At 70.2% G+C, this 13,415-nt stretch carries 13 protein-coding genes and 1 pseudogene; 10 read left to right on the plus strand and 4 right to left on the minus strand.

Annotation, left to right across the window (positions count from 1 at the left end; all coding sequences use genetic code 11):
* Window positions 1–2: 2 nt before the first annotated feature.
* Complete coding sequence (locus AC2YHB_RS02010; protein WP_487353372.1) at window positions 3–797, minus strand: enoyl-CoA hydratase-related protein; 795 nt, start codon at window positions 795–797, stop codon at window positions 3–5.
* A gap of 116 nt (window positions 798–913) precedes the next feature.
* On the opposite strand from AC2YHB_RS02010, the gene AC2YHB_RS02015 reads away from it, so the two are divergent.
* The 3 genes and pseudogenes from AC2YHB_RS02015 (at window position 914) to AC2YHB_RS02025 (ending at window position 3,416) form a co-directional block, all read left to right on the plus strand.
* Window positions 914–1,678 carry a PaaI family thioesterase gene (locus tag AC2YHB_RS02015; protein ID WP_487353373.1) on the plus strand — a complete coding sequence of 255 codons (765 nt, stop codon included), beginning with the start codon at window positions 914–916 and terminating at the stop codon, window positions 1,676–1,678.
* A 136-nt stretch (window positions 1,679–1,814) separates the two neighbouring features.
* Window positions 1,815–2,984 (plus strand): annotated as a pseudogene (locus AC2YHB_RS02020) (AMP-binding protein); the annotation flags it as partial.
* A gap of 108 nt (window positions 2,985–3,092) precedes the next feature.
* Window positions 3,093–3,416: an AMP-binding enzyme gene (locus AC2YHB_RS02025; RefSeq protein ID WP_487353385.1), complete on the plus strand. Its 324-nt coding sequence runs from the start codon at window positions 3,093–3,095 to the stop codon at window positions 3,414–3,416.
* Between the two features lie 2 nt (window positions 3,417–3,418).
* Here AC2YHB_RS02025 and AC2YHB_RS02030 read toward each other — a convergent pair whose 3' ends face one another.
* Window positions 3,419–3,928, minus strand: a complete 510-nt coding sequence (locus AC2YHB_RS02030) for a thioesterase family protein (RefSeq protein ID WP_487353374.1) — start codon at window positions 3,926–3,928, stop codon at window positions 3,419–3,421.
* A gap of 144 nt (window positions 3,929–4,072) precedes the next feature.
* Here AC2YHB_RS02030 and AC2YHB_RS02035 point away from each other — a divergent pair, with 144 nt between their 5' ends.
* Window positions 4,073–4,543 (plus strand): MaoC family dehydratase, encoded by a 471-nt coding sequence (locus AC2YHB_RS02035; protein WP_487353375.1) that lies wholly within the window; start codon window positions 4,073–4,075, stop codon window positions 4,541–4,543.
* Window positions 4,544–4,562: 19 nt separating this feature from the next.
* Here AC2YHB_RS02035 and AC2YHB_RS02040 read toward each other — a convergent pair whose 3' ends face one another.
* Window positions 4,563–5,576 (minus strand): LLM class flavin-dependent oxidoreductase, encoded by a 1,014-nt coding sequence (locus AC2YHB_RS02040; protein WP_487353376.1) that lies wholly within the window; start codon window positions 5,574–5,576, stop codon window positions 4,563–4,565.
* Window positions 5,577–5,725: 149 nt separating this feature from the next.
* Between AC2YHB_RS02040 and AC2YHB_RS02045 the strand changes: the two genes are divergently transcribed.
* From AC2YHB_RS02045 to npdG, 6 genes are all read left to right on the plus strand, one after another.
* Complete coding sequence (locus AC2YHB_RS02045; RefSeq protein WP_487353377.1) at window positions 5,726–7,384, plus strand: AMP-binding protein; 1,659 nt, start codon at window positions 5,726–5,728, stop codon at window positions 7,382–7,384.
* 125 nt (window positions 7,385–7,509) lie between these two features.
* Window positions 7,510–8,445, plus strand: coding sequence for an LLM class flavin-dependent oxidoreductase (locus AC2YHB_RS02050; RefSeq protein ID WP_487353378.1), 936 nt, complete (start codon window positions 7,510–7,512; stop codon window positions 8,443–8,445).
* On the plus strand, window positions 8,442–9,425 hold the full coding sequence (locus tag AC2YHB_RS02055) for a zinc-binding dehydrogenase (protein WP_487353379.1): 984 nt from the start codon (window positions 8,442–8,444) through the stop codon (window positions 9,423–9,425). The genes AC2YHB_RS02050 and AC2YHB_RS02055 overlap by 4 nt, the downstream gene beginning before the upstream one ends.
* A gap of 10 nt (window positions 9,426–9,435) precedes the next feature.
* Entirely contained in the window at window positions 9,436–10,212 is a 777-nt protein-coding gene (locus AC2YHB_RS02060; RefSeq protein ID WP_487353380.1) for an enoyl-CoA hydratase/isomerase family protein, read from the plus strand.
* A 16-nt stretch (window positions 10,213–10,228) separates the two neighbouring features.
* Window positions 10,229–11,407 (plus strand): thiolase family protein, encoded by a 1,179-nt coding sequence (locus AC2YHB_RS02065; protein ID WP_487353381.1) that lies wholly within the window; start codon window positions 10,229–10,231, stop codon window positions 11,405–11,407.
* A gap of 198 nt (window positions 11,408–11,605) precedes the next feature.
* Entirely contained in the window at window positions 11,606–12,271 is a 666-nt protein-coding gene (gene npdG, locus AC2YHB_RS02070) for an NADPH-dependent F420 reductase (protein ID WP_487353382.1), read from the plus strand.
* Here npdG and AC2YHB_RS02075 read toward each other — a convergent pair.
* Window positions 12,241–13,335: an LLM class F420-dependent oxidoreductase gene (locus AC2YHB_RS02075; RefSeq protein ID WP_487353383.1), complete on the minus strand. Its 1,095-nt coding sequence runs from the start codon at window positions 13,333–13,335 to the stop codon at window positions 12,241–12,243. The genes npdG and AC2YHB_RS02075 overlap by 31 nt on opposite strands.
* Window positions 13,336–13,415: the final 80 nt, after the last annotated feature.

Below are 13,415 nucleotides of genomic sequence, written 5' to 3' on the forward strand. Positions count from 1 at the left end.
CCTCAGTTCCCGCGGTACTGCGAGAAGTCCGGCTTGCGCTTCTCGTTGAACGCGGTGATGCCCTCCTTGGCCTCCGGCGTCTCGCCGAAGAGCTTCAGCGTGGTCACCGCAGACTGGCCGAGGGCGACGAAGTGCTCGGTGTCCTGGTTGAAGGACTGCTTGAGCACCTTGAGTGCCGTGGGGGAGAACGAGTTCATGTTGTCGGCCCAGGCGCGGACCTCGTCCTTCAGGTCGGCGGCCGGGACGACCTTGTTGACCAGGCCCCAGTCCAGCGCCTCCTCGGCGCTCAGGCGGCGCAGCATGAACCAGATCTCGCGGGCGCGCTTCTCGCCCACGACGCGTGCGAGGTAGCCCGAGCCGAGGCCGGCGTCGAAGCTGCCGACGCGGGGGCCGTTCTGGCCGAAGCTGGCAGTGTCGGCGGCGATGGTGAGGTCGGCGAGGACGTGCAGGACGTGGCCGCCGCCGATCGCGAGGCCGTTGACCGCGGCGATGACGGGCTTCGGCACGTCGCGCATCACGCGGTGCAGGGCCTCGACCTCGAAGAGGCCGCTCTGGGACGGGCCGTAGTCGCCGGTCTCCATGCGCTGCTTCTGGTCGCCGCCGGCACAGAAGGCCTTGTCGCCGGCTCCGGTCAGGCAGATCGTCCCGACCTCGGGGCTGGCCCAGGCGCGCTTGAAGGCCAGCACCAGCTCGTCGACGGTCTGCGCGCGGAAGGCGTTGAAGCGCTCCGGGCGGTTGATCGTGATCCAGGCGAGGCCGTCCTCGACCTCGTACGTGATGTCGGTGAAGTTGTCCATGGTCGCTGTCCTTCTCTGGTGTTCGTGGGGCCACGTACGACGCGCGTGACGTTTGGCCTGACCATTTGTAACAATAGGCGTGTAAACGATCGTTCACAACCCCCTTCGGAGGACCGGTGCATCAGCTTCGCTTCAGGGGCAGCGGGCCCGAGGACCTCTTCCAGGTCTCCGCGCTGCAGCAGTGCTCGGACGGCGTCGGTGGACGCATGACCCTGGGCCGATGGGCCGCCGGTGCCGACGGCCGTCCGGCCGTCGGCGCCCTGGGCGTGCTGGCCGACGAGGTGCTCGGCTATGCGCTGATGGCCTCGCTGCCCCAGGACGCGTGGTCGATCAGCACCGAGATCTGGCTCGACGTCGTGGGCGACCTGCCGCCGACAGGCACCGACCTCGTGGGCCACGCGACGCCGGTCCAGGCCGGTTCCTACTCAGTCGGCGACATCCGGGACGGCAAGGGGCGGCTGCTCGTGAGCTGCAGGCAGCGCGGCCGCTACGCGCCCCGGCCCTCCGGCGCCCCGGCGGACACGCACGCCGCGGTGGCCCCGACGTCCGCCGACGGCATCGAGGGAGTGCTCGGCCTGCGCGCTGAGGCCGGTGTCTGGGTGCTGGAGACCCGACCGGACCTGGTCAACCCGACGGGGATGCTGCACGGCGGCATCTCGCTCGCGGCGTCCGAGGTGATTGCGACGCGGGAGCGGGTGGACCGCGGGTCCACGCTGCGCACGACGTCGGTCCACATCGTCCACTCGCGCGGTGTCGCCCTCGGCGGCGAGGTCGTCTTCGAGGCCGAGCACCGGCATCCGGGCCGGACGCTCTGGGTGGCCCACGTGGTCGGCCGTGTCGGGGGGAAGGTCGCCACCGTCGCGACCGTCACGGCCGGCTGACTGTCGAAGTCCACACCTCCCCGTCGACGGTGTCTGGGGGCCGGTTCGGCCCGTCAGCACACTCGGTGGAGTGATGGAGCACGAGTTCGACGTGGAGACGCTGCGCGGCCGCCGGGCGGACCAGCGCTGGAACCGGATGTCGGTCGGGGACGTGCTGGAGCGCGTCACCTGGTCGACACCCGACAAGGTGGCGTTGGTCGGCTGGGAGGGTGCCTTCTCGGCACCGCAGTTCGAGCGGATGTCCTATCTGGCCGCCGACCGGGCCGCCAACCAGGTGGCCCACGCCCTGCTGGCCGCGGGCCGGCAGCCGGGTGACCGGATCCTGCTCTACTGCGACAACTCGGTCGAGGCCGTGCTCGTGATGTTCGGCATCGCGAAGGCGGGCATGGTCGTCGTACCGGTCAACTCGCTGCTGGCCCCGGACGTGCTGGCGTGAGCCGTCGAGCACGTCGGCGCCTCCTTCGTGGTCGCGGACGCGGCGCTGCTGCCCCGCGGCGCCGAGGTGTTCGCGGCGGCCGGGCTCGAGCCCGACGTCGTCATCGAGATCGGGGGCATGGCGACCGGCACCGCCGTCGGGTTCGCCGACTGGATCGCCCCGATGCCGACCGGCGAGGTCGACGTGAGCGTCCATGGTGACGACATCTGGGCGCTCTTGTTCACGTCAGGAACGACATCGATGCCGAAGGCGTCGATGACCGCCCACTCGTACTCGTACCTCAGCGCCTACACCTACGCGATGTCCTTCACTCGCGGGCTGCCCTATGAGACCGACCTGGTGGTCGGGACCTTCCTGCCGATCATCTACCACTGCGGCCACAACGCGACCGTGATGCCGGCGGCGCTCAACGGCGGGACGTGTGTGATCGGTCGCCGCCCCGACGACGTCGCGCTGGCCGAGGCGATCACCCGCGAGCGGATCACGACGGTGTGGGCCGGCTCCCCCTTGTGGGTGCGCAAGCTGGTCGAGGTGGCGGAGGCCCGGCCCGACGACATCGACCTGACATCGGTGACGGTCGCCCTGTTCTCCTGGGGTGCCCTGACGCCGGATCTCTTCCCGCGCCTGCGCGCAGTGACCGGCGGCAGGGTGCAGCCGGTGGAGGTCTTCGGGCAGACCGAGTCGCAGTGCTGCTACCGCTTCTGGCCGGACGCGAATCCCGAGCGAGCCGAGGAGTCGTACCGCGGGGTGAACCACGTCGGGCTGCCGGTTCCCCTGCTCGCGGCCGACATCCACGCGCCGGACGGGACCAGCCTGGCCGGCACCGTGGGCGAGGCGGGCGAGGCGGTCTACCGCAGTCCGGTGATCACGCAGGGCTACTACCGCAACGCCGAGGCGACGGCCGAAGCCTTCCGGGACGGCTGGTTCCACTCGGGCGACAGCTGTGCCTATGTCGGCGGCCCCGACCGTTCACAGGTCATGCTCGACCGGCTCAAGGACGTGGTGAAGACCGGCGGGGAGAACGTGTCCAGCGTGCGGGTCGAGGCGGTGCTCGCGGCGCATCCGGCGGTGGAGAAGGTCGCGGTCGTCGGCGTACCGGACGACACGTGGGGCGAGCTGGTGACCGCCGTCGTCGTACCAGCGGCAGGGCAGGAGGTCGACGAGGCCGACCTCGTCGCCTGGGCGCGTGAGCGACTCGCCGGGTTCGAGACGCCGAAGCGCGTCATCGTGGTCGGCGCGCTTCCCGAGACGGTGGGCGGCAAGGTCCGCAAGCACGAGCTTCGGGAGAAGCTCCGCGGCTGACCTCAGTCCCGCCGGATGCCCATCGAACCGGACAGCGGAAGCGGCCACGGCAGGTCGCGGGCTGAGGCGATCCACTCGTCCAGCCCGGCTGCGACGTCGTCGGGGAACTCTGCGGGCCGCCGCGTGTCCATGCCGACGCCGACGAGGACGATCTCGACGGTGCAGGCCAGCCGCTCGCTGCTCCGGTCGACGATGAAGGACAGCAGGTGCCCGGCCTTGCCAGAGCGCGCGACGACGACGGTGTGCACCGAGAACTTGTCCCCGAGGTGCATCTCGGAGAAGTAGCGGATGTGGTGCTCGGCGGTGAAGACACCGAGCCGGCGGATCGCACGGTACTCGTCGTCGATGCCGATCCGTCGGCAGAGCATGTCCGCACCGAGGGCCCCGGCGTCGAGGTAGTGCCGGATGTTCATGTGACCGTTCACGTCGATGAAGTCGGCCACCACCTCGCCCTCGAGCAGGGTGGGGAGCTCGAGGACCTGTGTGTACGACGGCAGTGCGGTTCCACTCATACCGGGCAACCTAGGACGTCCGCGTGGCCTGCGGGAGCGACGTGGCCCGGATCACTGTGGGCTGCGACAGTCGGCGCCCGCACCTGCTTTGACCCTCCGCGTCGGTTCGGCGACCGTGGAGCCCCACCCAGACGAGGAGAGTCGATGACCCTGGAGATCACCGTTGCCGAGCTGGCCGAGGCAGCCGACCTCGACCTGGGCTCGTCGCCCTGGCAGCGCCTCGAGCAGGGCCGCATCGACACCTTCGCCGATGCCACCGACGACCACCAGTGGATCCACGTCGACCCGGACCGTGCTGCGGACGGCCCCTTCGGCCGGACCATCGCGCACGGCTACCTGACCCTCTCCCTGGTGCCGTCGATGCTGAAGAAGCTGATGGTGATCACCGACCACGGGCGCGGCACCAACTACGGCCTGGAGAAGGTCCGCTTCACCTCGCCGGTCCCGGTCGACGCCGAGATCCGACTCAGCGCCTCCATCCCCGCAGGGGTACGACGCGAGGACGGCGGCGTGCAGTACCGGGTCGCGCTGCGGGTGGAGGTCCGCGGCCAGGAGCGCCCCGCGATGGTGGGCGAGTCGATCTACCTGACCTACGCGGCTTCCGAAGCTTCCTGAGGTTCGCTCGCGGGCGCGGTCAGCGCGCGAATGCCTCGATGATCGCGAAGGTGTTTTCGGTGACCCGCTCGGCCGCCATGGTGAAGCTGGGGGAGTAGAGAGCGGCATGGTCGTAGCGCTTCTCGAGCAGCGCGATCCGGTCGCGCACCTCGTCGAGGGTCCCCGCCGCCGCCATCTCGTCGAGCATCCGGTCGGACACGGCCGCGACCATCGCGTCGTGGTCCTTCGCGCGGAATGCAGCCTGGATCGCGACTGCCTCGTCGCCGAACCCGGAGGCCTCCATCACGGGGCCGTAGGCCTTCGGTGCGACGTAGAAGGCGATCTGTGCCGCTGCTTCGCGCCGCGCGACCTCGGGGTCGTCGTGGATCGAGGTGATGATGACGCCCTTGAGGTGCACGTCGGACGCGTTGCGCCCGGTCTTCGCAGCGCCCTGCTCGATGGCGGGGCGCGCGATCTCCTCGAGGTAGCGGTCGGTGAGGGTGGGGTGGCAGATCAGGCCGTCCGAGACGCGGCCGGCCACCTCGATCATGCGAGCGTTCACCCCCGCGGTGTAGATCGGGATCGTCGCCCGCACTGGCGGCTGGATGTCCGCGGTCGGCGTGATGTCGCAGGAGTAGAAGCGACCCTCGTGCTTCACCGGCTCCTCGTGCAGGTGCCACAGGCGGCGCAGGAGCGGGATCAGCTCCTCCATCCGGCTCGCCGGGCCGTCGGGGTCGGTGACGCCGTGCCAGCCGACCATCATGCCGCGGGTACCGGTGCCGAGGCCGAGCGTGAGGCGGCCATTGCTCAACTCGTCCAGGAAGCGCGCGTCGTTCGCCAGCACCAGGGGCGAGCGGCCCACGGCGTAGGCGATCGCGGTACCGACGCCGATGCGCTCGGTTGCCGCGGCCATGGCGGCGACGGAGACGACGGCCGAGCGGTTGAGGAACTCGCCGGACCATGCTCCGTCGAAGCCGGCGCGGTCGGCTGCCTTGGTGATCTCGACAGTCTCGTTGAGTCCGCCGGCCAGAACGGTGATGCCTCGTGTGGTCACGCGCCCACTGTCGTGCCCGCCCGGCGGCGACGCAATGCGAGCGGGATCTCCGCGATGGAGGTCTCCCTATTGGACCGCTTGCTATAAAGGACTGACCATTCTAATCTTGGTGTGATGTGGATCGCATCCAGGGACAAGGGGTCGAGACGGTGGAGCAGCAGCTGAAGACAGTCAGGGACAGGTACTCCGAGGAACAGGTCGCCTCGTTCTACAGTCAGGGCTATTGGCAGGACGCGAGCTTCTACAGCCTGGCGGCCCGCCAGGCCTCGGCGACGCCGGATGCCCCGTTCCTCGTGGACGTCTCGACCGAGCTCACCTATGCGGAGTTCGCCGACCGTACGCTGCGGCTGGCTGCGGGACTGCACCGCGCCGGCCTCCGGCGAGGAGAGCGGATCGCGGTCCAGCTGCCCAACTGGGTCGAGTTTCCGCTCGTTGCCGCAGCGGCGTCGCGCCTCGGCGCGATCCTCGTGCCGATCATGCCGATCTACCGCGGGGACGAGGTCCGTTACGTGATCGAGCACTCGGGTGCCGTCCTCGCCGTGACGTGCGGGGAGTTCCGTGGCTTCGACCACGCCAGGATGTTCGCCGGTCTCCGCGGCGACCTGCCCGCTCTCCGCGACGTCTACGTGGCTCGCGCCGACGGTGCCGGCTCCGCGCTCGAGGCCCTGTTCGTCGACGGCGACATCGAGGGCCTCGAGGCCGAGATCGGCCCCGACTCCTCGCCCGACGATGGCTTCCTCATCGTCTACACCTCGGGCACCACCTCGCGCCCCAAGGGCTGCTTCCACACCTTCAACACGATCCGGGCGAGCGCCGCGGCCATCGCCAAGAGCCTCGACTACACGTCGGCCGACGTGCAGTTCGGCCCGTCGCCGATCACGCACAGCACGGGCCTCGTGACCAGTGTGCTGCTGCCGCTGCTCGCGGGTGCGAAGTCCTACCTGATGGAGGCGTGGGACCCCGCTGAGGGCCTGCGGATCATCGAGGAGCACGGCTGCACGGCCGCGGTCACGGCCACCCCGTTCCTGCAGATGCTGATGGGCGCCTACGACCCGGCCAAGCATGACGCCTCCAGCCTGCGGCTGTGGGTGTGTGCCGGATCGCCGATCCCGGGCTCGGTCGTCGAGAAGTCGCGCGAGCTCTTCGCCGGCTGCCAGACCTTGTCGCTCTACGGCCGCTCGGAGAACTTCCTGACCACGATGTGCACGGTCGCCGACGACCCGGCACGCTCGGCCAGCTCCGACGGCTCGGCGCTCGACGGCGCGGAGGTCCATGTCGTCGACTCCGACGGCAACGAGGTGGAGCGCGGCGAGGAGGGCGACATCGCCTACCGCGGCCCGAGTCACATGCTCGAGTACTTCCGCAACGACGAGGAGACCGCGGCGCTGTTCACGCCGGACGGCTTCTCGCGGTCCGGCGACCTCGGGCGGATGGACGCCGACGGCTTCGTCCGCGTGACCGGCCGACTCAAGGACATCGTGATCCGCGGCGGCATGAACATCAGCGCCCGTGAGCTCGAGGAGCACCTGCTCGCCCACCCTGCGATCGCCAACGTCGCCGTGGTCGGCATGCCCGACGAGCGCCTCGGCGAGAAGGTGTGTGTGTACGTCGTACCGGCTGACGCCGACGCGACGCTGGCGCTCGACGACGTGACTGCGTTCCTGCGCGAGCACGACGTGGCGACGCAGAAGCTGCCGGAGCGCCTCGAGATCACGACGGCGCTGCCGATGACGGCGACCGGCAAGGTGCAGAAGCACCTGCTCCGCGCCGACATCGCGGCCAAGGTCGCGACGACCGGAAGGCCGTGAGTCCGGGTTCGCCCCACCCTGCGACGCGGGACCGTCATGTCGCCCGCGGCGGCATTGGAGAACTCTCCACTAATGGTCAGTCCAATAGTTTGTCAGGGGGTCGGCCGATGACGCAGCATCGTCAGGTGACCATTGACATCCAGGTGGGCATTGCGCTCAACGACGACTTCCTCGATGCCGGCCCGACACAGCGGCGGGCCCTCCTGGGGGCGATGGAGGCGGCCGGGCTCGACCACCTGACGGTCGGCGACCACATCAGCTTCCACGGGGGCAAGGGCTTCGACGGCTTCGTCGCGGCCACCGCGGCGCTGGCGACCAGCGACACCCTCAAGGTGCTGATGGGCGTGTACCTCGTGGGCCTTCGCCACCCGCTGGCCACCGCACGCCAGCTCGCCACCCTCGGCCAGATCGCGCCCGGGCGGCTGACCCTCGGGATCGGCGTCGCGGGCGAGGATCGCACCGAAGTCGCCAACATGGGTGTCGATCCCTCCACCCGCGGCCGCCGTGTGGACGAGACCCTGGCGGTGCTGCGCCGCCTCGCCTCTGGCGAGGTCGTCGACCACGACGGCGAGTTCTACCAGTTCCAGGGCACCCGCATCCTGCCGGCGCTCGAGCCGCGGGTCCCGATCGTCATCGGCGGTGGTGGCGACGTCGCGATCCGGCGGACAGTGGAGCACGGCGACGGCTGGCTCGGCATGTGGTGCTCCGCGCGCCGGTACGGCCAGACCCACCAGCAGATCGTCGACGGGTTCGCGGAGATCGGCCGCACCGGTCCGGCCTTCGCCGGCCTGAACATCTGGGTCGGGCTCGGTGCCGATGGCGCGCAGGCCCGGGCCGCACTGGGCGCGCAGATGTCTGGGCTCTACAACCTGCCGCCCGAGAAGTTCCAGCACATCAGCGCCGCGGGCACACCGGACGACGTCGCGGACTTCGTTGCGTCGTACGTCGAGGCGGGGGCCCGCACGATCACCCTCATCCCTGTGGCGGCTTCGCCCGAGGAAGCGATCGAGCTGTCAGGTCAGGTCCGCACGCGCCTGCGCTCGCTGACGCCGGTCTCGTGAAGGCCGTCGTCCAGGACGTCGTCGGCGCTCCCCAGGTACTCCAGCTCGGCGAGCGTCCCGATCCGGAGGCGCGGCCCGGCTGGACGGTCGTCGAGCTGCGGGCCGCGGCCCTGAACTGGCACGACGTCCTCGTCCGCCAGGGCAAGTACGCCTCGCCGTTGCCGCACACCCCGGGCGCCGACGGCGCCGGGATCGACCTCGCCACCGGCGAGGAGGTGGTCATCCTGCCGTCGCTGTTCTGGGGTGACGACGAGTCCGCTCCCGGCGAGCGTTGGGAGATCCTCGGCGACCGACGCCCGGGCACGTACGCCGAGCGGGTCGCCGTGCCCGTCGAATGTGTCGCGCCCAAGCCTTGCGGGCTGTCGTGGCTCGAGGCCGCAGCCCTGCCGTTGGTCGGCCTGACGACATACCGCGCCCTGTTCACGCGTGCGCGACTGCGGGCCGGAGAGTCGCTGCTGGTGCTGGGCGCCGGCGGTGGCGTCGCGACCACGGCGGTCATGCTCGGCGCTGCCGTCGGGGCGCGGGTCGTGGTCACCTCCTCGGCCGACGCCAAGATCGCGCAGGCCCGGGCGCTCGGTGCCGCCGACGGTGTCCGGTACGACGGCGATGCGGCCGGCTCCTGGCCCGAGGCTGCTCGCGAGCTGGCCGGCGGGCGGGGCTTCGACGTGGTGCTCGACGCAGTCGGCAGCTGGCCGGAGGCGATTCGCGCGCTGCGCCCGGGCGGCCGGCTGGTCGTGCTCGGCGCGAACCGGTCAGAACGGGCGCAGCTCGACGTCCGTCCCTTCTACTTCGGCCAGTACGACCTCCTCGGCACCACCATGGGCAGTCCGGCCGACTTCGCCGGTCTGCTGCGCCTGATGGCACAGCACGACGTACCCCCGCCGGTCATCGACCGGTCGTTCCCCCTCGATCGCGCCGCCGACGCCCACTCGTACCTCGAGTCGGGCGCCGGTTTCGGCAAGGTCGTCCTCGAGATCTGAGAGGTCAACCGTGAGCCTGGTCCGCTACGCCGTCGAGGACGGCATCGCCTTCGTCACCCTGGATTCGCCGGAGACGCGCAATGCCCTGAGCGACGCGCTGCTCGACGAGCTCATGGAGGCACTCGTCCGAGCGGGCGGGGCGAACGACGTCCGCGTCGTCGTTCTCGGCAGTTCGCACGACCGCATCTTCTCCGCGGGCGGCGACCTCAAGGCGTTCGCGAGCGATGCGCCCACGATCGAGAAGTACGCCGGTCTCGATCGGTTCCCCCGGCTCTACGCCCTGATCGGGAGCCTCGGCAAGCCGGTCGTCTGCGCCGCCGGTGGCGACGTCCTCGCGGGGTCCTTCGGGCTGGCGCTCGCGTGCGACCTGGTGATTGCGCGGGAGGGCGTCCGCTTCGGCTGCCCCGAGATCAATGTCGGCGTCTTCCCCTTCATGATCTCCGCGCTCATCTACCGCAACGTTCCGCGGATGCGGGCCAACCAGCTGATGATGCTCGGGGAGTCGATCGACGCGCGAGAGGCCGAGCGCCTCGACATCGTCAATGTGGTCGTGCCTGCCGACGATTTCGACGCGACCGTGCGCGACTGGGCCCGCCGGCTCGCGGACAAGTCTCCGCTGCTGATGCGGCTCGGCAAGGACGCGATCGACGCGACACGGGACATGGCCCTGCCGGACGCGCTCTCGGCCCTGCAGTCGCAGCTCGCGCTGGCGTTCACGACAGAGGACATCAAGGAGGGCGTCGCTGCCTTCCGTGAGAAGCGCCCGCCCGTGTGGCGGATGCGCTGACGAGAAGGAGAAGGACATGGCAGACGACAGGATCGTCCTGGTCGACGGAGCGCGAACCCCGATCGGCAGCTTCGGAGGCGTGTTCAAGGACGTGCCCGGCTTCGAGCTGGGTGCCGTCGCGACCCGCGCGGCGCTCGAGCGCTCAGGGGTCGGCGCTGCCGACGTCCAGGAGGTCGTGATGGGCTGCATCGGCCAGGTCGGGCCTGACGCCTACAACGCCCGCCGAGTCGCGATCACCGCTGGGCTGCCGACCAACGTGCCGGCGTACACGGTCAACCGGCTGTGCGGGTCGGGCCTCCAGGCGATCTGGTCGGCCGCGATGGAGATGCGCTGGAACGGCCTCGACATCACCCTCGCCGGCGGTGACGAGTCGATGACCCGCATGCCGTTCTACGACTTCGGGGCGCGCAGCGGCTACAGGCTCGGCGACCGGTCGCTGGTCGACGGGACCGTGATGATGCTGACCGATCCCTTCCACGGCATCCACATGGGCGTGACCGCGGAGAAGGTCGCCGAGAAGTACGGCGTCTCCCGCGCTGAACAGGACGAGTTCGCTGCCGAGTCGCAGCGCCGGGCCGCGACGCCCGAGGCGAAGGCGGTCTTCGCCGAGGAGATCGTCCCGGTTGACGTCGGCGGCAGGAAGCCGTTCACGGTGACCGAGGACGAGCACCCGAAGCCGGCGACGACGGTGGAAATGCTCGCAGGGCTCCGGCCGGCGTTCCAGAAGGACGGCACCGTCACGGCCGGCAATGCGTCCGGCATCAACGACGGTGCCGCAGCGGTCGTGCTCGCCCGGGAGTCGGCGGCAGTCGAGCGCGGGCTGCGTCCCCTGGTCGCGCTCGAGGCGGTGGCGACGGCCGCGATGGAGCCCGAGCTGATGGGCTATGCCCCGGTACTCGCTCTGCAGTCCCTCTTCGAGAAGACCGGTACGACGCCGGGCGACGTCGGGATCGTCGAGCTCAACGAGGCCTTCGCCTCCCAGGCCGTTGCGGTGGTCCGCGACACCGGCCTCTCGCCCGAGCAGGTGAATCCGTACGGCGGCGCGATCGCGCTGGGCCACCCCGTCGGCGCGACGGGCGCGATCCTGTCGCTGCGCGTTGCTCGCGACCTCGTCCGCCGCGACCTCGAGCTGGGCATCGTGACCATGTGCATCGGTGGGGGTCAGGCTCTCGCCGCACTGTTCCGCCGGATCTGACGACGATCCCCACTATCTGGGTGTGATGGAACCGGCCGGGCGCGTCGGGCATGACTTCGAGCTGCGCCCGGCCGGGGATCGTGGGGCGGTGCATCTTCCGCGGTACCGCTCCATCACACGCGATGGCTCCAGCCACGACGACGTATTGATGCGCATCGAGGGCGTCCGCTGCCGGACGCCGAGAACAGGAGAGCTGCCATGGAATTGACGCCGCCATCCGCCACCCTCGCCATCCTCGGCGGGACCGGGCCCCAAGGCCGCGGGCTGGCCCGGCGCTTCGCCGAGGCGGGCACGAAGGTCGTGCTCGGTAGTCGGGACGCAGCGCGCGCCGAGGCAATGGCCAAGGAAATGCGTGCGGATCGACTCGCAGTCGTCGGTATCGACAACCGTGCCGCGGCTGCAGCCGCCGACCTGGTCGTCGTGGCCGTGCCGTGGGAAGGCCATGCGCGCTTCCTGTCCGACCTCCGCCAGGAGCTGGCACGGAAGATCGTCATCGATTGTGTGAACCCCCTTGGCTTCGACAAGAGAGGGCCGCTCGCGCTGCCGGTTCTGGAAGGCTCTGCCGCAGAACAGGCTCAGGCGATCCTCCCGGACAGCAAGGTGGTGGGCGCCTTTCACCACCTGAGCGCGACTCTGCTGGAGAGTCCGGAGGTGACGAGCCTGGACACGGACGTGCTCGTCGTGGGCGACGACGACCATGCGGTCGACGTGGTCATCGAGTTGTGCTCGCTGCTTCCTGGCGTGCGTGGGATCTTCGGCGGTCGCCTCCGCAACGCTCATCAGGTCGAGGCCATGACGGCGAACCTGATCGCCGTCAACAAGCGCTACGGCGCTCACGCCGGGCTCCGGGTGACGGACGTCTGACCGCTGGTGTCGTCGGCCTCATTCCCGAGGATGCGGCCTGCCTCGTGGATCGCGGCGGGATCCCGGAGGCTGAGCATCAATGTCGTCACACCCGAGGCCTCCCATTCCAGAGCCTTGGCCCGCACCTCGTCGGGCGTGCCGATGATGTGCATGTCGTCGATGAGCTCGTCCGGGATGAGGCCGATGGCGGCATCCTGCCTGCCCGCAAGGAAGCGGTCCTGCACCTCTCGGGCGAGCTCGCCGTAGCCCATCCGCGTGAACACCTGAACATGGAAGTTCTGCTCCTTGGCACCCATGCCGCCCATGTAGAGCGCGATGGTGGGGCGAATGCGATCGAACACCTCGGCCCTCCCCTTCGCGTCGGCCACCACGTGCAGGTGACACGTGGCCGCGATCTCGAAGTCGGCGCGGGTACGACGGGCGCCGGGTCGCGCGAAGCCCTCGTCGAGCCACGGCTGGTACATCCCGGCACTCCTGGGCGTGTAGAAGATCGGGATCCAGCCGTCGGCGATCTCCGCGGTCTGGGCGACATTCTTCGGCCCCTCGGCCCCGAGCCAGATCGGCAGGTCGGCACGCAGCGGGTGCACGATCGGCTTCAGCGGCTTGCCCAGCCCGACCGAGCCGGGACCGCGGTAGGGCAGCGGGTGGTGCGGTCCGTCGTTGGTGACCGGCGCCTCGCGGGCCAGCACCTTGCGGATGATCGAGACGACCTCGCGGGTGCGCGCGAGCGGCTTCTCGAACGGCTGGCCGTACCAGCCCTCGACGACCTGCGGGCCGCTGACGCCCATCCCGAGGATGACCCGGCCACCGGTGAGGTGGTCGAGGGTCAGCGCGTGCATGGCGATCGAGGTCGGCGTACGGCCGGACATCTGGACGATCGAGGTGCCGAGCCGGACCCGCGAGGTCTCCCGGCCCCACCAGGCGAGCGGCGTGAAGGCGTCGCTGCCCCAGGCCTCCGCGGTGAAGATCGCGTCGAAGCCGGCGTCCTCCGCCGCGGCGACGAGCTCACCGACGCCCTGCGGGGGCTGTGCGCCCCAGTAGCCCAGCTGCAAGCCTAGTTTCATCAGGTCAGTCCTCGGTGGAGGTGGCCTGCCCGGCGGAGATCAGGTCCATGATCGAGGCGTCGGCCAGGGTCTGGGTGTCG

Source organism: Nocardioides sp. SRI_004 (genome assembly GCF_057586415.1).